Origin of the sequence: Pseudomonas fluorescens (assembly GCF_902497745.1) — a bacterium.
Taxonomy (GTDB): Bacteria; Pseudomonadota; Gammaproteobacteria; order Pseudomonadales; family Pseudomonadaceae; genus Aquipseudomonas; species Aquipseudomonas fluorescens_BM.
This window is the reverse complement of the sequence record NZ_CABVHJ010000007.1, coordinates 2,501-24,001: the sequence shown is the minus strand read 5'-3', so window position 1 is coordinate 24,001 and position 21,501 is coordinate 2,501. Positions and strand designations below refer to the sequence as shown.

Annotated in this window: 23 protein-coding genes (1 of these 23 running past the window's edge); 15 read left to right on the top strand and 8 right to left on the bottom strand. The window is 58.9% G+C overall.

Features of this window, described 5'->3' with window-relative positions; all coding sequences use genetic code 11:
- Positions 1-70: 70 nt before the first annotated feature.
- Together gluQRS and dksA are read right to left on the bottom strand one after the other, a co-directional pair.
- The gene (gene gluQRS, locus F8N44_RS12485; RefSeq protein ID WP_150650525.1) at positions 71-967 is read right to left on the bottom strand and encodes a tRNA glutamyl-Q(34) synthetase GluQRS; all 897 of its coding nucleotides are present in this window, start codon (positions 965-967) and stop codon (positions 71-73) included.
- Between the two features lie 188 nt (positions 968-1,155).
- On the bottom strand, positions 1,156-1,599 hold the full coding sequence (dksA, locus tag F8N44_RS12480; protein WP_064118688.1) for an RNA polymerase-binding protein DksA: 444 nt from the start codon (positions 1,597-1,599) through the stop codon (positions 1,156-1,158).
- A gap of 334 nt (positions 1,600-1,933) precedes the next feature.
- Between dksA and F8N44_RS12475 the strand changes: the two genes are divergently transcribed.
- Together F8N44_RS12475 and sfsA are read left to right on the top strand one after the other, a co-directional pair.
- Positions 1,934-3,106 (top strand): pyridoxal phosphate-dependent aminotransferase, encoded by a 1,173-nt coding sequence (locus tag F8N44_RS12475; protein ID WP_123593234.1) that lies wholly within the window; start codon positions 1,934-1,936, stop codon positions 3,104-3,106.
- A complete protein-coding gene (gene sfsA, locus F8N44_RS12470; protein WP_150650524.1) occupies positions 3,106-3,819 on the top strand; it encodes a DNA/RNA nuclease SfsA in 714 nt (237 codons plus the stop codon). The genes F8N44_RS12475 and sfsA overlap by 1 nt, the downstream gene beginning before the upstream one ends.
- Here the strand turns inward: sfsA and F8N44_RS12465 are convergent.
- Positions 3,816-4,133: a Rieske (2Fe-2S) protein gene (locus tag F8N44_RS12465; RefSeq protein WP_150650523.1), complete on the bottom strand. Its 318-nt coding sequence runs from the start codon at positions 4,131-4,133 to the stop codon at positions 3,816-3,818. The two genes, sfsA and F8N44_RS12465, sit on opposite strands and share 4 nt — an antisense overlap.
- A gap of 165 nt (positions 4,134-4,298) precedes the next feature.
- Here F8N44_RS12465 and F8N44_RS12460 point away from each other — a divergent pair, with 165 nt between their 5' ends.
- Genes F8N44_RS12460 through F8N44_RS12445 form a run of 4 tightly spaced genes read left to right on the top strand, consistent with a single transcriptional unit; the run spans position 4,299 to position 7,844 of the window.
- On the top strand, positions 4,299-5,171 hold the full coding sequence (locus tag F8N44_RS12460) for a heme/hemin ABC transporter substrate-binding protein (RefSeq protein ID WP_150650522.1): 873 nt from the start codon (positions 4,299-4,301) through the stop codon (positions 5,169-5,171).
- On the top strand, positions 5,168-6,205 hold the full coding sequence (locus F8N44_RS12455) for a FecCD family ABC transporter permease (RefSeq protein WP_095121802.1): 1,038 nt from the start codon (positions 5,168-5,170) through the stop codon (positions 6,203-6,205). Before F8N44_RS12460 ends, F8N44_RS12455 begins: the two co-directional genes overlap by 4 nt.
- Complete coding sequence (locus F8N44_RS12450) at positions 6,205-6,972, top strand: heme ABC transporter ATP-binding protein (protein WP_150650521.1); 768 nt, start codon at positions 6,205-6,207, stop codon at positions 6,970-6,972. The genes F8N44_RS12455 and F8N44_RS12450 overlap by 1 nt, the downstream gene beginning before the upstream one ends.
- 20 nt (positions 6,973-6,992) lie before the next feature.
- A complete protein-coding gene (locus tag F8N44_RS12445) occupies positions 6,993-7,844 on the top strand; it encodes a ChaN family lipoprotein (protein ID WP_150650520.1) in 852 nt (283 codons plus the stop codon).
- A 234-nt stretch (positions 7,845-8,078) separates the two neighbouring features.
- Here the strand turns inward: F8N44_RS12445 and F8N44_RS12440 are convergent, their stop codons facing one another.
- The 4 genes from F8N44_RS12440 to F8N44_RS12425 all read right to left on the bottom strand — a co-directional run bounded on the left by F8N44_RS12440 (position 8,079) and on the right by F8N44_RS12425 (position 11,451).
- Complete coding sequence (locus F8N44_RS12440) at positions 8,079-8,873, bottom strand: Crp/Fnr family transcriptional regulator (RefSeq protein WP_150650519.1); 795 nt, start codon at positions 8,871-8,873, stop codon at positions 8,079-8,081.
- A gap of 16 nt (positions 8,874-8,889) precedes the next feature.
- Positions 8,890-9,162, bottom strand: a complete 273-nt coding sequence (locus F8N44_RS12435) for a TfoX/Sxy family protein (protein WP_003228231.1) — start codon at positions 9,160-9,162, stop codon at positions 8,890-8,892.
- 294 nt (positions 9,163-9,456) lie between these two features.
- Positions 9,457-9,804, bottom strand: coding sequence for a pentapeptide repeat-containing protein (locus tag F8N44_RS12430; RefSeq protein WP_150650518.1), 348 nt, complete (start codon positions 9,802-9,804; stop codon positions 9,457-9,459).
- A 90-nt stretch (positions 9,805-9,894) separates the two neighbouring features.
- A complete protein-coding gene (locus F8N44_RS12425; protein ID WP_150650517.1) occupies positions 9,895-11,451 on the bottom strand; it encodes an AAA family ATPase in 1,557 nt (518 codons plus the stop codon).
- Between the two features lie 118 nt (positions 11,452-11,569).
- On the opposite strand from F8N44_RS12425, the gene mrcB reads away from it, so the two are divergent.
- From mrcB to F8N44_RS12410, 3 genes are read left to right on the top strand one after another with little or no spacing between them, the layout of a single operon-like run.
- Positions 11,570-13,894 carry a penicillin-binding protein 1B gene (gene mrcB, locus F8N44_RS12420; protein ID WP_150650516.1) on the top strand — a complete coding sequence of 775 codons (2,325 nt, stop codon included), beginning with the start codon at positions 11,570-11,572 and terminating at the stop codon, positions 13,892-13,894.
- Positions 13,895-13,910: 16 nt separating this feature from the next.
- Positions 13,911-14,660 carry a tetratricopeptide repeat protein gene (locus F8N44_RS12415; protein WP_150650515.1) on the top strand — a complete coding sequence of 250 codons (750 nt, stop codon included), beginning with the start codon at positions 13,911-13,913 and terminating at the stop codon, positions 14,658-14,660.
- A complete protein-coding gene (locus F8N44_RS12410; protein ID WP_053123861.1) occupies positions 14,660-14,995 on the top strand; it encodes a YqcC family protein in 336 nt (111 codons plus the stop codon). The genes F8N44_RS12415 and F8N44_RS12410 overlap by 1 nt, the downstream gene beginning before the upstream one ends.
- Positions 14,996-15,100: 105 nt before the next feature.
- Here F8N44_RS12410 and F8N44_RS12405 read toward each other — a convergent pair whose 3' ends face one another.
- Positions 15,101-15,517: a DUF4124 domain-containing protein gene (locus tag F8N44_RS12405; protein ID WP_150650514.1), complete on the bottom strand. Its 417-nt coding sequence runs from the start codon at positions 15,515-15,517 to the stop codon at positions 15,101-15,103.
- Positions 15,518-15,916: 399 nt separating this feature from the next.
- On the opposite strand from F8N44_RS12405, the gene F8N44_RS12400 reads away from it, so the two are divergent.
- The 6 genes from F8N44_RS12400 to msrQ form a co-directional block, all read left to right on the top strand.
- A complete protein-coding gene (locus F8N44_RS12400) occupies positions 15,917-17,641 on the top strand; it encodes an acetolactate synthase 3 large subunit (protein WP_093434972.1) in 1,725 nt (574 codons plus the stop codon).
- A 2-nt stretch (positions 17,642-17,643) separates the two neighbouring features.
- Entirely contained in the window at positions 17,644-18,135 is a 492-nt protein-coding gene (gene ilvN / locus F8N44_RS12395) for an acetolactate synthase small subunit (protein WP_003176102.1), read from the top strand.
- Positions 18,136-18,183: 48 nt separating this feature from the next.
- Entirely contained in the window at positions 18,184-19,200 is a 1,017-nt protein-coding gene (ilvC, locus tag F8N44_RS12390; RefSeq protein ID WP_007909969.1) for a ketol-acid reductoisomerase, read from the top strand.
- 148 nt (positions 19,201-19,348) lie between these two features.
- Complete coding sequence (gene pssA, locus F8N44_RS12385; RefSeq protein ID WP_016983477.1) at positions 19,349-20,206, top strand: CDP-diacylglycerol--serine O-phosphatidyltransferase; 858 nt, start codon at positions 19,349-19,351, stop codon at positions 20,204-20,206.
- A 63-nt stretch (positions 20,207-20,269) separates the two neighbouring features.
- Entirely contained in the window at positions 20,270-21,283 is a 1,014-nt protein-coding gene (gene msrP, locus F8N44_RS12380; RefSeq protein ID WP_150650513.1) for a protein-methionine-sulfoxide reductase catalytic subunit MsrP, read from the top strand.
- Positions 21,283-21,501 carry the 5' end (the start) of a protein-methionine-sulfoxide reductase heme-binding subunit MsrQ gene (gene msrQ / locus F8N44_RS12375; protein WP_150650512.1) on the top strand. 405 nt of this gene lie beyond the right edge of the window, so 219 of the gene's 624 nt are visible here — the first part of the coding sequence; the start codon lies at positions 21,283-21,285; the stop codon falls past the right edge of the window. The genes msrP and msrQ overlap by 1 nt, the downstream gene beginning before the upstream one ends.

Genomic DNA, 21,501 nt, shown 5'->3' with positions numbered 1-21,501 from the left:
TCTCTTTTTTATGCGCGTGCCCGAAAACGTGCGGCGATGGTAACGGATGGGCGCACGACTGCAAGTGTCGTCATAGCAGTTGCGCCTCGGGCAGGGTCAGTGTGCGCGGGATCTTGCTGGCATCCCAGTGCGCGCTGCCCCACTCAAGTAACTCTCGCGGCGAAGCGTGGGCCAGTTCGGCGCCGGGGTTTTGCCCGAGTGCGCGCAGGGCCCGCAACAGCAACGACGTGGCTTGATCAGCCTGCAGCGGCGGCGACCGGTAGGACTTGCCTAGCTTGTTGCCGTCCGGCTGGATGATCAGCGGCAGGTGCAGGTAGCGTGGTTGACGCAGGCCGAGCAGTTCTTGCAGATAGAGTTGACGCGGGGTCGAGTCGAGCAGGTCGGCGCCACGCACGATGTCAGTGATGCCTTGCCAGGCATCGTCGAGCACCACGGCCAATTGGTAGGCGTAGAGGCCGTCGCGGCGACGGATCACGAAATCGCCGACGTCGCGACCCAGATGCTGGCGGTACTCGCCCTGCACGCGGTCGATGAAGTGATATTCCAGTTCAGGCACACGCAGGCGGATGGCCGCGTCCTGCTGGTCGTGGCCGGCATTGCGGCACAGGCCCGGATAGATGCCGTTGTAAGGTTCGAGCTGTTTACGCGAACAGGTGCAGGCGTAAGCGAGACCGTGATTGAACAGACTATTGAGCACTTCGGCGTAGGCATCGTGCCGATCACTCTGGCGCACCATCTCGCCGTCCCATTCAAAGCCGTAGCTTTCCAGCGCCTTGAGGATCGCCGTTTGCGCACCGGGTTCTTCGCGGGGCGGATCGAGATCTTCCATGCGCACCAGCCAGCGACCGCCGACCGAACGGGCGTCGAGGTAGGAGGCGAGGGCGGCAACCAGCGAGCCGAAGTGCAGGTGGCCACTGGGGGTCGGGGCGAAGCGCCCGATGTAGGCGGGGGATGTTTTGGCAGTCATGAATGCGATAGTACTTTTGAGAGCTTGCGGCGGCCACTGTGGGAGCGAGCCTGCTCGCGAAAGCGCAGTGTCAGACGCTTGAATGCTGAATGACACACCGGCTTCGCGAGCAGGCTCGCTCCCACAAAGGCAAAAGGCAGAAACAAAAACGGAGCGTTCGCACGCTCCGTTTTCCGTTCAGATCGAGATTACTTGCCGACCTGCTTTTCCTTGATTTCCGCCAGGGTCTTGCAGTCGATGCACAGATCCGCAGTAGGACGGGCTTCGAGGCGCTTGACGCCGATCTCGATGCCGCAGGATTCGCACCAGCCGTATTCTTCGTCCTGGATCAGCTCCAGCGTCTTGTCGATTTTCTTGATCAACTTGCGCTCGCGGTCGCGGGCGCGCAGCTCGAGGGCGAATTCTTCTTCCTGGCTGGCACGGTCGGCCGGATCAGGGAAGTTGGCCGCTTCATCCTTCATGTGATCAACAGTACGGTCGACTTCCTGCATCAAGTCCTGTTTCCACTTGTTCAGGATCTTGGTGAAGTGCGCACGCATTGGGGCGCCCATGTACTCTTCACCGGCTTTCGGAACGTAAGGTTCGAAACCGCTGATCGTCGTTTGCTGCTGTTGCTTTGCTTGGGTGGGCATGAAATGGACCGCCTCTACTCTTGTAATCCATTGCGCAGGATTGCTCCATCACCGACACCTGCCGGCCCTGCGGCTGCAAGCGGGCGAACTTACCAGATCAAATCGGCCTGCGCTACTCCCGGATGTCGAGGCCCCGGCGGGTGGCGCTTGCAAATGTTTGGCAAGCCGTGTCTGGTGGTGTTGAAGACCTGTTCAATCACTGATTTTAGTCAATCCTGGAGCGTACGCTCATATCGTTACAGTCCAGCGTTCTTGAGGCTGTGACCGCTGAGGGTTCTCGCTCGTTCCGGCAGATGGGTAGAATCGTCTCTTTTTCCCTGCCGAAGGAAAACCAATGGCTCAGCCCTACAGTGCGCGCAGTCGTGCGATCGAACCGTTCCATGTGATGGCGCTGCTGGCGCGGGCCAATGAATTGCAGGCTGAAGGCCACGATGTGATCCATCTGGAGATCGGCGAGCCGGACTTCACCACCGCCGAGCCGATCATCCGTGCCGGGCAAGCGGCGCTGACGGCAGGCAAGACCCGCTACACCGCCGCGCGCGGCATTCCGGAGCTGCGCGAGGCGATTGCCGGGTTTTATCAATCGCGTTATGGCTTGAACATCGATCCGCGACGGATTCTGATCACGCCGGGTGGCTCCGGTGCATTGCTGTTGGCTAGCGCGCTGCTGGTCGACCCCGGCAAACACTGGCTGCTGGCGGATCCAGGTTACCCGTGCAACCGACACTTCCTGCGCTTGGTCGAAGGCGCGGCGCAGCTTGTTCCTGTCGGGCCGGACGTGCGCTATCAACTGACCCCGGATCTGGTCGAGCGCCATTGGGATCACGACAGCGTCGGCGCACTGGTCGCCTCGCCAGCCAACCCGACTGGCACGATTCTGACTCGCGATGAACTGGCCGGGTTATCCACAGCCATCAAGGCTAAGCATGGACATCTGGTGGTGGACGAGATCTATCACGGCCTGACGTACGGCACCGATGCCGCCAGCGTGCTGGAAGTCGATGACAGCGCTTTTGTCCTGAACAGTTTCTCCAAGTACTTCGGCATGACCGGCTGGCGTCTGGGCTGGCTCGTCGCGCCGGAGGCGGCGGTCAGTGATCTGGAAAAACTGGCGCAGAACCTCTACATCAGCGCCCCGAGCATGGCGCAATACGCTGCATTGGCATGTTTCGAACCGGACACCATCGCCATTCTGGAAGAGCGCCGCGCGGAATTCGGCCGTCGTCGCGATTTCCTCCTGCCGGCCCTGCGCGAGTTGGGTTTCAACATCGCCGTGGAGCCTGAAGGCGCGTTCTATTTGTACGCCGATATCAGCCAGTTCGGCGGCGATGCCTTCGCGTTCTGCCGTCATTTCCTCGAAACCGAACATGTCGCGTTCACTCCCGGACTGGATTTCGGTCGCTATCAGGCCAGCCATCATGTGCGTTTTGCCTACACGCAAAACCTCCCTCGCTTACAGGAAGCGGTGGAGCGAATCGCGCGTGGCTTGAAGAGTTGGCAAGGCTGATGCGTTTTTATCCTGCTCTGGAAGAGGCGCGACTGATCCGGCGTTACAAGCGTTTTCTCGCCGATATCGAAACCGTTAACGGCGAGTTGCTGACCATTCACTGCCCCAACACTGGTTCGATGCTCAATTGCCAGGTTGAGGGTGGGCAGGTCTGGTTCAGTCGCTCGAATGACCCCAAGCGTAAATTGCCCGGTACTTGGGAGATTGGCGAAACCCCGCAGGGTCGGTTGTTTTGCGTGAATACCGCCCGCGCCAACGGTTTGGTTGAGGAGGCGTTGCAGGCTGGCGTTATCACTGAGTTGAACGGCTTTACCGCGTTGAAGCGCGAAGTGGCGTACGGGCAGGAAAAAAGCCGTATCGATTTTCGCCTCGAATACCCGAGCGGGCCAGCTTACGTGGAAGTGAAAAGCGTCACCCTGGGCTTCGACGGTACGGCGGTGGCGGCGTTTCCCGATGCTGTGACCCAGCGCGGTGCCAAGCATTTGCGTGAACTGGCACATCTGGCGCGGGACGGGATCCGGGCGGTGCAGTTGTATTGCGTCAATCTCACCGGGATTGAAGCGGTGCGGCCGGCGAAGGAAATTGATTCGGCCTACGCCGATGCGCTTCTCGAAGCGGTCGCTTGTGGCGTTGAAGTTCTGGCGTATGGCGTGCGTCTGGACCATGAAGAGATGGTCATCGACCGGCGTCTCGACGTGCTGCTTAACGGTTAAACATCGATCCACAGCCCTTGTGCATCTTCCCGGCAAGGGATGGCGCTGAGTGCTTGCCCGGCGCAAGGCCCGGCAACGCATTCACCATCCTCGATCAGAAACAGTGCGCCGTGGGTGGCGCACTGGATCAGGCTGTTGCTCGGGTCGAGAAACTGGTCGGGTTGCCAGTCCAGCCCCACGCCCCGGTGTGGGCAGCGATTGAGGTAGACGAAGGCCTGCCCGTTGCGGCGCACGGCGAACAGGCTTTTCCCGTCGACGTCAAAACCCCGGCTGGTGGCTTCGGCGAGTTCGGCGCCCGTGCAGAGAAACTTCATGGCTATCCTCTAATGTCCGCTCGTGTCTGGATATGTCCGAGCTTGACGTTTAAATGCAAACAATTATCAAATGGCGGCCTTCGCCCGCAGGGCGGCTGGCAGGGGCGAGGATACTTGGCCTGTCATCCGGATGCCCGGGAAAAACTTCTTTCAAGGAAGCTGTGTATGCGCCTGAGTACTCGCGTTGTTGTGCTGTGTGCCGGACTGTTCGTCAGCCATCAGGCTGCAGCGGCCGATTTGCCGCAACGTTGGGTCAGCGCCGGCGGTGCGCTGTCGGAATGGGTCAGTGCGTTGGGCGGCGAGTCGAAGCTGGTCGGCGTTGACACCACCAGCCAGCATCCGGAGTCGTTGAAGGCGCTGCCGAGCATTGGTTATCAGCGCAGCCTTTCCGCTGAGGGCATTCTCAGTCTGCGCCCGGACATTCTTATCGGCACCGAAGAAATGGGCCCGCCGCCGGTGCTGTCACAGGTCAAGGCCGCCAAGGTTCAGGTGGAGTTGTTCTCGGCTCAGCCGGATCTGCCGACACTGGAGAAAAACGTCACCCATCTGGGCCAGTTGCTCGGCACAGAAGCCCAGGCAAAGCAGCTACTGCAAAGTTATCAACAGCAACTCGATGCGCAGAAGGTACGGGTGGTTCAGGTGCAAACCAAACAAAAAGCGCCGGGTGTGCTGTTGTTGCTTGGACATGCCGGAGGTAAACCATTAATCGCCGGCAAGGACACCGCCGCTGACTGGCTGCTGCAACAGGCGGGCGGACATAATCTGGCAACTCACACGGGTTACAAACCGTTCTCCGTGGAATCCCTCGCCAGTCTCGATCCTGAAGTGTTGGTATTCGCCGACCGTGCATTGACCGGAGACGCGGCGAAAGCGGCGCTGTTCAAGGAAAACCCGATTCTCGATTCAAGTCGCGCGGCCAAAGCCGGCCGAGTGCTGGAACTGGACCCGACCCTGTTGGTTGGTGGCCTTGGACCACGTTTGCCGGCAGCGCTGAAAACCCTGTCTGACGGTTTCTATCCGGCCAAGAGCGGCCAATGACCACATTGGTAAAACCCCGTGGCTTGTTCATTGGTCTGACGCTTCTGTGCTTATTGGCGATCTGGCTGTCGCTGGCATTGGGGCCGGTCAGCTTGCCGCTGTTCGATACATTGCGCGCCGCATTGCGCATGCTCGGCGTGCCGCTGGCGCCGGACGGTCTGGAGCAGGCAGAACTGATCCTCGGGCAGATTCGTCTGCCGCGAACCTTGCTCGGGTTGGCGGTTGGCGGTGTGCTGGCGCTGTCCGGTGTGGCGATGCAGGGCTTGTTCCGTAATCCACTGGCGGATCCAGGACTGGTGGGGGTTTCCAGCGGCGCAGCGCTGGGTGCGGCGATTGCGATTGTCGGTGGCTCGTTTTTTGGTGGCTTGCCGGAGTGGTTCGGGCCGTATCTGCTGTCGCTCTGCGCGTTTCTCGGCGGCCTCGGGGTGACGGCGCTGGTTTATCGCCTCGGTCGCCGTAACGGTCAGACCAATGTGGCGACCATGTTGCTTGCGGGTATTGCCCTGACCGCGCTGGCCGGTTCGGCGGTCGGCCTGTTCACTTATCTGGCGGATGACGCGACCCTGCGCACGCTGACGTTCTGGAACCTCGGCAGTCTCAACGGCGCCAGTTACGCGCGGCTGTGGCCATTGCTGATCATCAGCGCCGGCGTGGCGTTGTGGTTGCCACGTCGGGCGAAAGCGCTGAATGCCTTGCTGCTTGGAGAATCCGAGGCTGGGCATTTGGGCATTGATGTCGAGCGGCTCAAGCGTGAACTGGTTTTCTGCACGGCGCTGGGGGTTGGCGCAGCAGTGGCGGCCGCTGGGATGATCGGTTTTGTCGGGCTGGTGGTGCCGCATCTGGTGCGGTTGCTGGCGGGGCCGGATCACAAAGTGCTGCTGCCGGCATCGGTGCTGGCCGGGGCGAGTCTGTTGTTGCTGGCTGATCTGGTCGCGCGTTTGGCCCTGGCGCCGGCGGAGTTGCCGATCGGTATTGTCACCGCGTTTATCGGTGCGCCGTTCTTCCTTTATCTGCTGCTGCGAGGACGCGCCTGATGTTGCGTGCGCAAAATTTGCACATCCAGCGTGGGCGCAAGGCAGTGCTCAGCGATGTAACGCTGCAACTTGAACCGGGCGAAGTGCTCGGTGTGCTCGGACCGAACGGCGCTGGCAAAAGTACTTTGCTGGGCGCCTTGTGCGGTGAGTTGGCGGCGAGTGCGGGCGAGGTTTCGCTCGACGGGCAGGCATTGAGTCAATGGACTGGCCCGCAGCGTGCGCAACGATTGGCGGTGTTGCCACAAGTGTCGACCCTGGATTTCGCCTTTCGCGTTGAAGAAGTGGTCGGCATGGGCCGCTTGCCTTGGCAAAGCGGTCGGGTACGTGACGACGAAATCATTGCGGCGGCTTTGGCGGCGGCGGATGCCGGACACTTGAGCGGGCGCAGTTATCTGGCGCTGTCCGGTGGCGAACGGCAGCGTGTGCATCTGGCGCGGGTGCTGGCGCAATTGTGGCCGGGCAAGGCCGGGCAGACGTTGCTGTTGGATGAGCCAACATCGATGCTTGATCCGCTGCATCAGCACACTACGCTGCAGGCTGTGCGCGAGTTTGCCGATCGTGGCGCGGCGGTGTTGGTGATCCTGCATGATCTGAATCTGGCGGCGCGTTATTGTGATCGCATTCTGCTGCTGGAAGGTGGGCGTCCGGTGGCGTTGGATACACCGCAGCAGGTTTTGCGTCCGGACAGGCTCCAAGCCGTGTTCGGTCTCGAAGTCTTGGTGCAGCCGCACCCGGAGCGTGGGCATCCGCTGATCATCGCCCGCTGATTTCTCATCGAGGTGATTGCATGCGTGGCTTGTGGCTGTTGGCGGTGGTGTTGCTTGCGGGGTGTCAGCATGCTGTGGCGCCACCGCCGGTCAGTGGCGAGATTCGCGACCTGCGCAGCGGTGAAGTGCTGACGGCGCAGCAGTTGTTGAAGCGCTTGGCTGAGCCTGAGCGGTTGATCATCGGCGAGCAGCATGACAATGCCGACCATCACGCAGCGCAATTGTGGTTGTTGCGCTCGCTCGGTGAGCAACGGCCGCAGGGCGGTCTGCTATTGGAAATGCTTACGCCGGATCAGCAGCCTCGCGTTGAGCAAGTGCGCCAGACGACAACGCCGCCCGCTGACCTCCCTGGCGCATTGGTCTGGCAGGATGGCTGGGACTGGAATCTCTATGGACCCATTGTCCGTTTTGCTCTCAAGCAACCGTATCCAATCCTGGCGGCGAATCTGACCAACGCCGAAATCCGCACCTTCTATCGTGATCCACCGGTGTTGAAGGGGAAGCGCAGCAATGCTGAATCGGTGAAAACTGTATTGCTGGAACAGATCAGCGATTCCCACTGTGGCCTGTTGCCCGAATCACAGATGCCGGCGATGCTCGCCGTTCAGCAACAGCGTGATCGGCGGATGGCCGAACGCTTGTTGGCTGCACCGAAACCTGCTCTGTTGCTGGTCGGTGCGTGGCATGCACGCAAGGATGTTGGCGTGCCGCTGCACGTTGTGGATTTGGGCGCCACTGAGTCACCGACAGTGCTGATGCTGGCAGAGCAGGGCGGCGAAGTGACCGCGGCGATGGCTGATTACGTTTGGTATACGCCTGCTACACCAAAGCAGGATTACTGCGAGCAGATGCGCAAACAGTTCGGCAAATGACTTTTCCACAGGCAAAAAAAGACCCGGTTAAAAAACCGGGTCAAATAACCGTGATTAGCCTGATGAGGAGATAATCTGAGAGTCCGAACCAAGGGCTTTTCAGAATATCGACTGATCTCGCGACCAGTTGTGATAATCATAGCGATTCTCATTACCGCGTCAACAATTGTTTTCTCATTTCTTTGAATCGGACTTGGAAACGGCCGCAATGGCCCGAAATCAAAGGGCTTGGTCTTAGCTTTTGTTTGCGCTCAATTGGCTGACTTGCTTGTTCAGTTGGCCGATTCTTCGCGCCATGCTCTCGATGAGGCTGTGTGCGATCTTTGGATTGGTGCGGGTCATGCTCAAGAATTGCTCACCGGGAATCAGCATCACCGTACTTGGCTCCCGGGCAATGACCGTGGCATTGCGCGGCTCGCCGGTGAACACGGCCATGGCACCGAAGATCTCGTCCTTGACCACGTCTCCCACCTTAAGTCCGTCCACAAACGCCTCGGCATGCCCGTCGATGATCACAAACACATGGTCAGCAGCGTCACCCTGGTCAATCAGTGTTTCCCCTGCTTCAACCCGTTTGAAGCCATTGGTACTGCGAAACTCTCGCGGCTTCAGTTCCGCGACAGCATGGACAAGGATCGCCACTTGCCCCAGCAGATACTCGAGAAACTGTTCTGCCCGACGAGAGTCAGCGAATAAATGCTGGAAGACTTCCGGACGTCGATAGGGCGTCAGGCGTAACGCGCCCTCACTGCATAAGCGGCAATCCGCCCAGTCGTCACCTTGCTGAAGGCCGATCAAATCGCCCTCCTGCCAATAAAACAGTGGGCGGGTTCCGATGCAGCCATTGATCACACCGTCATTGAGCAGAAACAACTGATCAGCGGGTAACTGCGGTATCAGATCGTCCGTCGCTTCAAGTTGCAGAACCGGCCCGCAAGGCAACAGATCGCGCAGCCACAGCGCGGGCAAGCTTTGCAAACGGTTGATCAAGGCATCGACGCGAGCCGATTGTTCCCCCAGTAAATACATAACGGTCTATGCCCGTTCAGTTCTTGTGGCGCGAGGAGATGGCTTCAAGCTGTTTGTTCAGGGCGTCCTTGCGTTCGGCGGGGATGTCGTTCCAGTGAACATCCATCAGCGCGCCTTCGATCGCATACAACAACACCTTCGATGCGCGAAACCCGCGGGTACGCACGGCCCGGTAGGCGTCCACCGCGCCCAGGCGACGCAAGTCGGAGGCGCTGTGGATGCCCACGGCATGCAGCCATTGCGCCGACGTCTTGCCAAGATTCTTCAGGTGTTGCAGTTCATCATTCATCAAGCCTCCTTGCGACGGCCGAATGGTGCGTGGGCGAGCTTCTCAGGAGTGTAGCCATCAGTAGGAAAAGCGTGGTTGTTTGGTCGGATTCAACGCAAACGCTTCTAAGAAAGGGCGCTGTATAAGGTTGCGAAAGCTCTGCTGACGCAGGGAGACGGGGAGAAAAACTGATAAATGTGGGAGCGAGCTTGCTCGCGAAAGCGGTCTGACTCTGACGTAGGGTCACTGACACTACGCCTTCGCGAGCAAGCTCGCTCCCACAGGAGGGAAGCGTTGTGTCAGAGAGGCAAAGAACTATCCGCGAGTGCGATAACGCAAACGCGTACCAAAATTCATCGACATCAGAATTTCGTCGGCACTCAGTTCCGGCGGAAAGTACGCCCCGGAAATCTGCGCGTGGGCCAGGCTCGCACCTTCCAGCGATGCATTACGGAAATCGATGCCACGCAAATCGGCGGAGCGGAAGTACGCGTCGCGGAAATCCACGCCATCGGCATTCAGTTCACGCAAATCGAGCCCACGAAAATCGCCACCGACCATATCGATCGGGCCATCCTGTGGACGCTCCTTGTTGAAGCCTGTGATGTCGTCTTTGTGCAGCAAGGCATACAGCGGGGTGTCGAGAAGTTTCGGCTGGCTCATGTCATATCACCGTTGGTTTTATGACGCCAGTATAGTGCCACTATTTGACGGCCGTGAAGCAAGCGAGGGCTTCACGGCCGAAATAGTTTCTTACAGGCCTGGCAGGCGCTGACGAATCTGCGCAACCACGGTGTCCAGCGTGCCGGACTCATTGGTCTGCACGCGTTTGCTGCGCAGGATTTCTTCCGGCGTCAGCGCTTCGCGGTTGGCCTGCTGCGCTTCGATCACGGCCAGCGTAGCGTCGGACGGATCCTGTTTGTCCGCCTGACGAATCGCCAGCCAGCTTTCGATCACCGCTTGCGGCGCGTTGCAGTCGAGGATCAGGAATGGCGTGCCGGTGGCTTCGGCAATTTTTGCCGCGTTGTCGCGTTGTTCGCGCTTCAGATAAGTCGCGTCGATCACCACCGGGAAACCGGCGTGCAGGATCACTTCAGCGATTTCATGCAGCCGCGCATAAGTGGCGGCGCTGGCGTCGGCGCTGTAAATGCCGGCCTGCACATCATTGGCAACAGTCTGCTCACCGAACAGACGCTTGCGTTCTACGTCCGAACGCAGACGAATCGCGCCCAGCGCTTCGACCAGGCGCATGGCCACGTGGCTCTTGCCGACAGCGGAAACGCCGTGAGTGATGGCCATGAAACGCGAAGGAATGGTGCTGTAGCTTTCGGCCAGGTTGGCGTAGTTGCGGTATTGGCGCAGGGTGGTGGCGCGCTGCACCGGGGACGCGTCCGCCGGCATACTGAACAGTGCAACCTTGGCGCGAACCAGTGCGCGGTAGGCTTTATAGAAGTTCAGCACTTCCAGACCTTGATAATCGCCGGTCTGCTCCAGGTATTGGCTGATGAAACGGCGCGCCAGGGATTTCAGGCCACGGTCTTCCAGGTCCATCGCGAGGAAACCGGTGTCGGCCCAGACGTCAGTGAAGCGGAAGGGTTCGTTGAACTCGATGCAGTCGAAGATCACCACTTTGCCGTCGATGACCGTGGCGTTGCCCAGGTGAATATCGCCGTGGCATTCACGGGTGAAACCTTCGGCCTTGCGTTGCGCGAACAGTGGCTTGAGACGCTCGAAGCTGCTTTCGGCCCAGGCTTTCAGCGCCTCGAGTTGCAGCAAATCGTTTTTGTCGCTGAGGAACGGCAGGATCTGCTCGAAGTTTTGCGAGACCGGCGCCATCACACTGTCCGGGGTGCCTGCGTCGTGTTCGGCGGGGACTTTTGGCGCCGTGAGGTGGAAGTGAGCGATCTGCTGCGCCATCTCGTCGATGTGCTGGGTGGTCAGTTCGCCGTTGGCTTGCAGGGTGCTGAGCAAACCGGTCTGCGGGAACTGGCGCATTTTCAGCACATATTCGATGGCCGGACCGTCGCCGCCCAATTGCGGTGCTTCGACGCTGCCGGTCACCGGCAACACTTCCAGATACAAATCATCAGTCAGACGCTGGTTCAGACGCAGTTCTTCGGCGCAGAAATGCGCACGCGAGTCGAGACCGGTGAAATCGAGAAAGCCGAAGTTGACCGGTTTCTTCACTTTATAAGCAAAGGGGCCGGTGAGGATCACCCACGAGATATGGGTTTCGATGACCTGGAACCCTTCAACGGGGTGCGGGTAGAGGGCCGGGTTTTGCAGGGCAGCGATCAGTGACTGGCTCACGGGCGATCCTTCAGAGACTGGGGGAAATTCGAGGTCGCCATTATGGCCGCTCGCCAGCCTGACGCAAACCTCGGAGCGCTCCTGTTGAGTATGAATAAAGTGCGTATAATCCGCCGCCATGACTCGAACTCGATCTCCCCGTACCAAGAAAAAACCACCCTCCAAGGGCCTCAGCCCATGGTTGAGCTGGGCCATTAAACTCAGTCTGGTCGGCCTTGTCGTGCTGGCCGGCTTCGCCGTTTACCTCGATGCCGTGGTGCAGGAGAAATTCTCCGGCAAGCGCTGGACCATCCCGGCCAAGGTTTACGCGCGGCCGCTCGAGCTGTTCGTCGGACAAAAGCTCAGCAAGGACGATTTCCTCACCGAACTCGATGCCCTCGGCTATCGTCGCGAAGCCGTGAGCAATGGCCCCGGCGCTGCAGCCGTCAGTGGCAATACGGTCGATCTGAATACCCGTGGCTTCCAGTTCTATGAAGGCCTGGAAAAACCGCAGCCGGTGCGCGTGCGTTTCTCCGGCGACTATGTGGCTGAACTGTCGGCGACCAACGGTTCGAAATTGTCCGTGGTGCGTCTTGAGCCGCTGATGATTGGCGGCATTTATCCAAAAAATCTCGAAGACCGCATTCTGATCAAACTAGATCAGGTGCCGCCGTATCTGCTCGAAACACTGGTCGCCGTGGAAGACCGCGATTACTACAGCCACTGGGGCGTGTCGCCGAAGTCGATTGCCCGCGCTGTCTGGGTCAACACCTCGGGCGGCAAGATGACTCAGGGCGGCAGTACGCTGACCCAGCAGCTGGTGAAAAACTTCTACCTGACCAGCGAACGCAGCCTGACCCGCAAGCTCACTGAAGCGATGATGGCGATGCTGCTGGAGCTGCATTACGACAAGAGAGAAATCCTTGAGGCCTACCTCAACGAAGTCTTCGTCGGACAGGACGGCCAACGTGCGGTGCACGGTTTCGGTCTGGCCAGTCAGTTCTTCTTCGGCCAGCCATTGTCCGAGCTGAAACTGCATCAGGTGGCGTTGCTGGTCGGCATGGTCAAAGGCCCGTCCTATTACAACCCGCGTCGTAATCCCGAGCGTGCGCTGGAGCGTCGTAACCTGGTGCTCGATGTGCTTGAGCAGCAAGGCGTGGCGACGGCCGAACAGGTCGAAGCGGCGAAGAAAATGCCGCTGGGTGTGACCACACGCGGCAAGCTCGCCGACAGCTCGTTTCCGGGCTTTATCGATCTGGTCAAACGCCAGCTGCGTGAAGACTACCGCGACGAAGACTTGACCGAAGAAGGCCTGCGCATCTTCACCAGCTTCGACCCGATCCTGCAGATGAAAGCCGAAGCGTCGGTCAACGACACCTTTAAACGTCTGTCCGGGCGTAAAGGCTCCGATGATGTGGAAGCGGCGATGGTCGTGACCAATCCGGAAACCGGTGAGGTACAGGCCATGATTGGCAGCCGTCAGGCCAGTTATGCCGGTTTCAACCGCGCGCTGGATGCGGTGCGGCCAATTGGTTCGTTGATCAAACCGGCGGTGTATCTGACCGCGCTGGAAAAACCGAGCCAGTACACACTGACCAGTTGGCTGTCGGACGACCCGTTGTCGGTCAAAGGCGCTAACGGGCAAGTGTGGAAACCACAGAACTATGACCGCCGCTCCCACGGTACGGTGTTTCTCTATCAAGGCCTGGCGCATTCCTACAACCTGTCGACCTCGCGTCTGGGTCTGGAAGTCGGCGTACCTAACGTGCTCAAGACGTTGGGCCGTCTGGGCGTGACGCGTGAGTTTCCGGCGTTCCCGTCGATGTTGCTCGGTGCTGGCGGCATGACCCCGATCGAAGTGGCGACCATGTACCAGACCCTCGCCAACGGTGGTTTCAACACGCCGATGCGCGGGATTCGCAGCGTACTGACCGCTGAGGGCGAGCCGCTCAAGCGTTATCCGTTCCAGATCGAGCAGCGCTTCGATCCGGCGTCCATTTATCTGATCCAGAACGCCATGCAGCGCGTGATGCGTGAAGGTACCGGCAGCTCGGTTTATAACGTGCTGCCCAAGACTCTGACGCTGGCGGGCAAAACCGGCACCAGTAACGATTCCCGCGACAGCTGGTTCGCCGGCTTCAGTCAGGATCTGCTGGCGGTGGTCTGGCTGGGCCGCGATGACAACGGCAAGACGCCGTTCACCGGTGCCACCGGTGCACTGCAGGTCTGGACCAGTTTCATGCGCAAGGCCGATCCGCTGCCGCTGGACATGCCGCAACCGGATAACGTCGTGCAGGCGTGGGTCGATTCGCGTACCGGACAAGGCTCCGATGCCAACTGCCCAGGGGCGGTGCAGATGCCGTATATTCGCGGCAGCGAACCGCCACCCGGCGCCGCGTGTGCGGGCGAAACGCCCGCTTCCGGCGAGTCGGTGATGGATTGGGTCAAGGGCTGGATGAATTAAGCAAAGAGGGTTTCAAGTGAACAAGTGGTTGATTCCAGCGGTGACCGCCGTGGCTTTGCTCAGCGGCTGCTCTACCGTACAGCGTGGTTCGATTCCGGTGGTTGACTCCGGTACTGCGGTGTCCAACAGCGAACGTATTTCGGCCAATGGCGGTTTCCGCCAAACGACGGTCAAGCGTCCTGCGCAGGGCCAGACTCAGGCGATCCCGCAAGGTGATACTGGCGTGGTGGTGATGGTGCCGGGTGGCGGCGCTGCCGTTTCGACTCCGATCAGCTCTTCTCCAATCGTCCCGGGTCCGGCACCCGGTGGTATCACGTCGGGGCCGTACAATCCTTCTTCGGTTGAATCGACGCCGATCAACTCCGGCAGCTACAGCATGCCGTCGACCCCGAGCGGCATTCCTTCGGCCAGCAGTGGCGGTGGTCTGTCGGCCGACGAGCAACTGGACGGTCCGGTGCTTGCCTTGCTGACGACGGCTCAACAGCAACAGGCCGGCGGCGACCTCAACGGTGCCTCGTCCAGCCTTGAGCGCGCACAACGCGTCGCTCCGCGTGAGCCGCAAGTGCTTTATCGCCTGGCGCAGGTGCGCATGGCTCAAGGTGATGCGCCGCAAGCCGAACAGTTTGCTCGTCGTGCGCTGACCATGGCCAACGGTCGTCCGGACCTGCAAGCCAGCCTGTGGGAAATCATCGCCCAGTCCCGTGAGAAACAAGGCGATTCCGCCGGCGCCGCTCAGGCCCGTCAGAAGGCCAAGGTTTCGCTGTAATGGATGCTCGCTTCCCGAAAATCGCCGATCAGCTGTTGCTGATCGAGCGTGAACTGCGCACTCAGGGCTGGTGGGATGAAGTTCAGCCGTCAGCAGAAGCGTTGAGCAGTGTCGAGCCGTTTTCGGTCGATACGCTGGACTTCGAGCAATGGCTGCAATGGATCTTCCTGCCACGCATGAAGATGATCCTCGAACAGGATCTGCCATTGCCGAATGCCTCGGGTATTCAGGAAATGGCCGAAATGGTCTTCGCCCAGCGCAACCTGGGTGGCAAGGATCGTCAGTTGCAGGTGCTGCTCAAAGAGTTTGACCTGCTGATCACTGCCTCGCGCTGATACCGAATCTGTGTAGGAGCTGCCGAAGGCTGCGATCTTTTGATCGTTAAAGTCAAAAGATCGCAGCCTCGTTTCACTCGACAGCTCCTACAGTCCTGCAGATGCCTATTGGCAATTCTCGGCTATCTGTTTCTGAGCCTCGACAATGCGCTCCTGCCGCTGCGCATCATCCAGCCTCCGCAACTGTCCCTCCACTTCCTCCCTCAATCGTGGATTGTTCTGCAATTGCGCCAGATTCGTGCGTGCCTGCTCGCAAAACTGCTTGAGCTGTGCCTGTTGGTCGGCGACCTGTTTCTTCACCTTGTCATCAATCGCCTTCTGATCACCAAGCACGCCACTGCCCGGCATTGCCGCCGGTCTCGGTGGAGGCGAGGAGGGCGTCTGGATTGTCGTCGATGGCTGACCCTGCGGCGGCTGCGCATCAAAGTGCGTGACGCCCTGGGCATCGACCCATTTGTAGATTTGAGCGGCCGTGCAACATGGGCTGAGGCCGATCAGCAGAGTGAGGAGGAGCGTTCGCATGCTGATTCCTTGGCAAAATTGCGCAATTGACACTAACAGAGTAGCGGTTTTCAGGTTTTTTCTTGCGTTCTCATGTGCTTACCCACAATTAACCACACAGACGACTTGACTTGGAGAGGGCGAAACAGAAGAATCCAAAGTCCGCTGTAGAGGGACTGCCAGAAGCAGACCCACTCGGTAGATCATGAGGCGCACATCCGCGCCGACCTGTTACACCCGCAACGCGTTACCTCGCGCTGGGTGGGAAAGGCCCGCAACACTTGGGACGATCCCAATACTTGCTCAGTCAGTGCTGACGTAGTCGGCGACCACCGTCGCTCATGCTCTGCCGAGAAGTAAACCTATTAAGACCCGCCCCTTTTTTGTGGACGGTATTCTGGCGTTTTAGAGGTGAACAACGTGGAGCTTTTATCTGGCGGTGAGATGCTCGTCCGCTTTTTGCGTGACGAAGGCGTCAAATATATCTACGGGTACCCGGGTGGTGCTCTCCTGCATGTTTACGATGCCCTGTTCAAAGAACCGGAAGTGACTCACATCCTGGTTCGTCACGAACAAGCGGCAACCCATATGGCTGACGGTTATGCCCGTGCCACCGGTAAAGCCGGCGTGGTATTGGTGACGTCCGGTCCTGGCGCCACAAACGCCATCACCGGTATCGCGACCGCCTATATGGACTCGATTCCAATGGTGATCATTTCCGGTCAGGTGCCAAGCACCATGGTCGGCACCGACGCGTTCCAGGAAACCGACATGATCGGTATCTCCCGGCCGATCGTGAAGCACAGCTTCATGATCAAGCACGCTTCGGAAATCCCGGAAGTCATGAAGAAGGCCTTCTACCTGGCGCAATCCGGTCGTCCGGGCCCGGTCGTGGTCGATATCCCGAAAGACATGACCAATCCGGCCGAGAAATTCGAATACATCTTCCCGAAGAAAGCCAAGCTGCGTTCCTACAGCCCGGCCGTTCGCGGTCACTCCGGGCAAATCCGCAAGGCAGCAGAAATGCTTCTGGCGGCCAAGCGTCCGGTCATGTACTCCGGTGGCGGCGTGATCCTCGGCAACGGTTCCGCACCGCTGACCGAACTGGCGAAAATGCTCAACTTGCCTGTGACCAACACGTTGATGGGCCTGGGCGGTTTCCCTGGCACTGATCGTCAGTTCATCGGCATGCTCGGCATGCACGGCAGCTACACCGCCAACCTGGCAATGCACCATGCTGACGTGATCCTCGCGGTCGGCGCGCGTTTCGACGATCGTGTGATCAACGGCGCGGCGAAGTTCTGCCCGAACGCCAAGATCATCCATATCGACATCGACCCGGCTTCGATTTCCAAGACCATCAAGGCTGACGTGCCAATTGTTGGCCCGGTGGAGAGCGTCCTGACCGAAATGGTCGCGATTCTCAAGGAAATCGGCGAGACCCCGAACAAGGAGTCCGTGGCCAGTTGGTGGAAGCAGGTGGATGAATGGCGCGGTGATCGCGGCCTGTTCCCTTACGAGAAGGGCGACGGCAGCCTGATCAAGCCGCAGACCGTGATCGAAACCCTCTGCGAAGTGACCAAGGGCGATGCCTTCATCACTTCCGACGTGGGCCAGCACCAGATGTTCGCGGCGCAGTACTACACGTTCAACAAGCCGAATCGCTGGATCAACTCCGGTGGTCTGGGCACCATGGGCTTCGGTTTCCCGGCGGCCATGGGCATCAAGTTGAGCTTCCCGGATGACGACGTTGCCTGCGTCACCGGCGAAGGCAGTATCCAGATGAACATCCAGGAACTGTCGACCTGCCTGCAATATGGCTTGCCAGTCAAAATCGTCATCCTGAACAACGGTGTTCTGGGGATGGTTCGTCAGTGGCAGGACATGAGCTACGGCAGCCGTCACTCGCACTCCTACATGGAATCGCTGCCTGACTTCGTCAAGCTGGCTGAAGCCTACGGTCACGTTGGCGTACGCATCACCGAATCGAAAGATTTGAAGTCGAAGATGGCAGAAGCGTTCGCCATGAAGGATCGCCTGGTCGTGATCGATATTTCGGTCGACACCAGCGAGCACGTCTATCCGATGCAGATCAAAGACGGCTCGATGCGCGATATGTGGCTGAGCAAGACGGAGCGTACTTAATCATGCGGCACATTATTTCCTTGCTTCTGGAAAACGAACCCGGCGCTTTGTCTCGCGTAGTCGGCCTGTTCTCGCAGCGCAACTACAACATCGAAAGCCTGACCGTGGCCCCGACCGAAGACCCGACTTTGTCGCGTCTGACGCTGACCACCGTTGGTCACGATGAAGTCATCGAGCAGATCACCAAAAACCTGAACAAGCTGATCGAAGTGGTCAAGCTGGTGGACCTGTCGGAAAGTGCTCACATCGAGCGCGAACTGATGCTGGTCAAGGTCAAGGCCACTGGCGCCCAGCGCGCCGAGATCAAACGCACCACCGATATTTACCGTGGACAGATCGTCGACGTCAGTGCCAGCGTGTATACCGTTCAACTGACCGGTACCAGCGACAAGCTCGACAGCTTCATTCAGTCCATCGGCACCGCATCGATTCTGGAAACCGTCCGTAGCGGCGTGACCGGCATTGCCCGCGGCGACAAAGTACTCAGCATCTAAACCAAATTAGCGAATGGCCTGAACGGCCTGGATATAAAGGGGAAATTCATGAAAGTTTTCTACGATAAAGACTGCGACCTGTCGATCATCCAGGGCAAGAAAGTTGCCATCATCGGTTACGGTTCCCAGGGCCACGCCCAAGCGTGCAACCTGAAAGACTCCGGTGTCGACGTTACCGTTGGTCTGCGTAAAGGTTCGGCCACCGTTGCCAAAGCTGAAGCTCACGGCCTGAAAGTGACCGACGTTGCTTCCGCTGTTGCGGCTGCCGACCTGGTCATGATCCTGACCCCGGACGAGTTCCAGTCCTCCCTGTACAAAAACGAAATCGAGCCGAACATCAAGAAAGGCGCCACCCTGGCCTTCTCCCACGGCTTCGCGATCCACTACAACCAGGTTGTTCCGCGTGCCGACCTCGACGTGATCATGATCGCGCCGAAAGCTCCGGGCCACACCGTGCGTTCCGAGTTCGTGAAAGGCGGCGGTATCCCTGACCTGATCGCGATCTACCAGGACGCCTCGGGCAATGCGAAAAACGTTGCACTGTCCTACGCTGCTGGCGTTGGTGGCGGTCGCACCGGCATCATCGAAACCACTTTCAAGGACGAGACCGAAACCGACCTGTTCGGCGAACAAGCCGTTCTGTGCGGCGGTACCGTTGAACTAGTCAAAGCCGGTTTCGAAACTCTGGTTGAAGCTGGCTACGCGCCGGAAATGGCCTACTTCGAGTGCCTGCACGAACTGAAGCTGATCGTTGACCTCATGTACGAAGGCGGTATCGCCAACATGAACTATTCGATCTCCAACAATGCCGAATACGGCGAGTACGTGACTGGTCCGGAAGTGATCAACGCCGAATCCCGTCAGGCCATGCGCAACGCCCTGAAACGTATTCAGGACGGCGAATACGCCAAAATGTTCATCAGCGAAGGCGCAACCGGCTACCCTTCGATGACCGCCAAGCGTCGCAACAACGCCGCTCACGGTATCGAAGTCATCGGCGAGCAACTGCGCTCCATGATGCCGTGGATCGGTGCCAACAAGATCGTCGACAAAGCCAAAAACTAAGTCGTCGTTCCTTGTACGAAAAACGCGGCCTCGGCCGCGTTTTTTCGTTTGAGGCGGTGGTTCTGGTATAAAGCTGCAGCGTTTGTGGCCGAACTGTCGTCCTCAAGCATCTGTCGAATTTTCTTCAAACCGTTGCAAGGTAATGTCCATGAGCGAACGTCCCGAAGAGCCGAACAAGGCTTCTGACGCCGAAAGCCTGCTGCCCATCGATGAACATATCGAAGAAGGGCACGACGCAGAAGGTCGTAAAGTCCGGCATCGTGGTATCTATCTGCTGCCGAATCTGTTCACCACTGCGAACCTGTTCGCAGGGTTTTACTCCATCATCAACTCAATGAGCGCCCAAGCGGCCTTGAGTGCCGGTGATTCCGCCAACGCGAGCAAGTATTTTGCTTTTGCCGCGATCGCGATCTTCGTCGCTATGGTCCTCGACGGCCTCGACGGTCGTGTCGCGCGCATGACCAATACGCAAAGTGCCTTTGGTGCCGAGTACGACTCGCTGTCGGACATGGTCGCGTTCGGTGTCGCACCCGCGTTGCTGGCCTTCGGCTGGGCGTTGGGTGACATGGGCAAGGTCGGCTGGATGGTCGCCTTTATCTATGTAGCAGGCGCGGCGTTGCGTCTGGCGCGCTTCAATACTCAGGTCGGTACGGCTGACAAGCGCTATTTCATCGGTCTGGCCAGTCCTGCGGCTGCCGGTGTGGTGGCGGGTATCGTCTGGGCGTTCAGCGATTACGGCATTCAGGGTTCGAAGATGTCGTTTCTGGTCGCGCTGATGGTGGCGGCTGCCGGCATGCTGATGGTCAGTAATATCAAGTACAACAGCTTTAAAGAGCTGGATCTGAAAGGTCGCGTGCCGTTCGTGGCGATCCTTGCGGTGGTGCTGGTGTTCGCCGTGGTCTTCAGCGATCCGCCGCGCATTCTGCTGCTGGTGTTCCTCGCCTACGCCGCTTCTGGCCCTGTGCAGTACCTGTTGCATCTTCGTCGCCACAAAAAAGCCGAGTGATGTAATTTCCCGCATACTCCGCAGTCTATGGGTGCATCTGTCCTCCAAAGCTGCGGAGTTGCCATGTTGATCAAAGTCCCCAAAGCGTCCGATTGCCATGAGTCGGATGTCACGCCTGAAGCCATTTATCTCTCTCGCCGCCAATTGCTGGGGGTCACTGCTGCCGGTATCGCCGTCAGCAGCCTGCCGCGCTGGGCCAGTGCCGACGATGCGGCGCGGTATGCCGATGTCGAGCCGGGCAAAGCACCTGCCTGGTTTGGCGAGAAGCTGTCCTCTACTAAATGGGGGGCGGTCAACGTCAAGGATGAGGCGATCACGCCTTATAAAGACGCCACTCACTACAACAACTTCTATGAGTTCGGTACCGACAAGGGCGACCCGGCAGCTAATGCCGGCTCACTGAAAACCGAACCATGGAGCGTAGTGATCGATGGGGAGGTGGGGAAGCCAGGGCGCTATGCGCTGGAAGACTTCATGAAGCCTTACCAGCTGGAAGAGCGTATTTATCGTTTGCGCTGTGTCGAGGCGTGGTCGATGGTCATTCCGTGGATTGGCTTTCCAATCTCGGCGCTGCTCAAGCAGGTCGAGCCAACGTCCAAAGCCAAATACATTCGCTTCGAAACCTTGCAGGATCCCAAGAGCATGCCCGGCCAGCGCTCCGGTTTTGCCTTGATCGACTGGCCTTATGTAGAAGGCTTGCGACTGGATGAGGCGATGAACCCCTTGGCAATTCTGGCAGTGGGCATGTATGGCCGCGAGCTGCCGAATCAGAATGGCGCGCCGCTACGTCTGGTGGTGCCGTGGAAGTATGGCTTCAAGAGCGTCAAATCCATCGTGCGTATCAGTCTGGTCAGCGAGCAGCCGAAAACCACTTGGCAAAGCATTGCGGCAGATGAGTACGGTTTTTACGCGAACGTTAACCCGACAGTTGATCACCCGCGCTGGACGCAGGCACGGGAGCGGCGTCTGCCGAACAGTCTGTTCAAGCCGAATGTGCGTGATACGCAGATGTTCAACGGCTATTCGGATGAAGTCGCTTCTTTATATACAGGGCTAGATCTGCGGAAGAACTACTGATGCGATTTCCGTACTGGCGTATAGGCGTTTTCATTGCTTCGGCTGTCTGGCCGATGTTGTGGTTGTATCAGGCGCTTGAGGATTTGCTTGGGCCGGATCCCGGTAAAGTGTTGGTCGATCGGCTGGGGTTGGGAACATTAGTATTGTTGCTTATCACCCTGAGCATGACGCCGCTACAGAAGCTCACTGGTTGGGCGGGGTGGGTTGCGGTTCGCCGG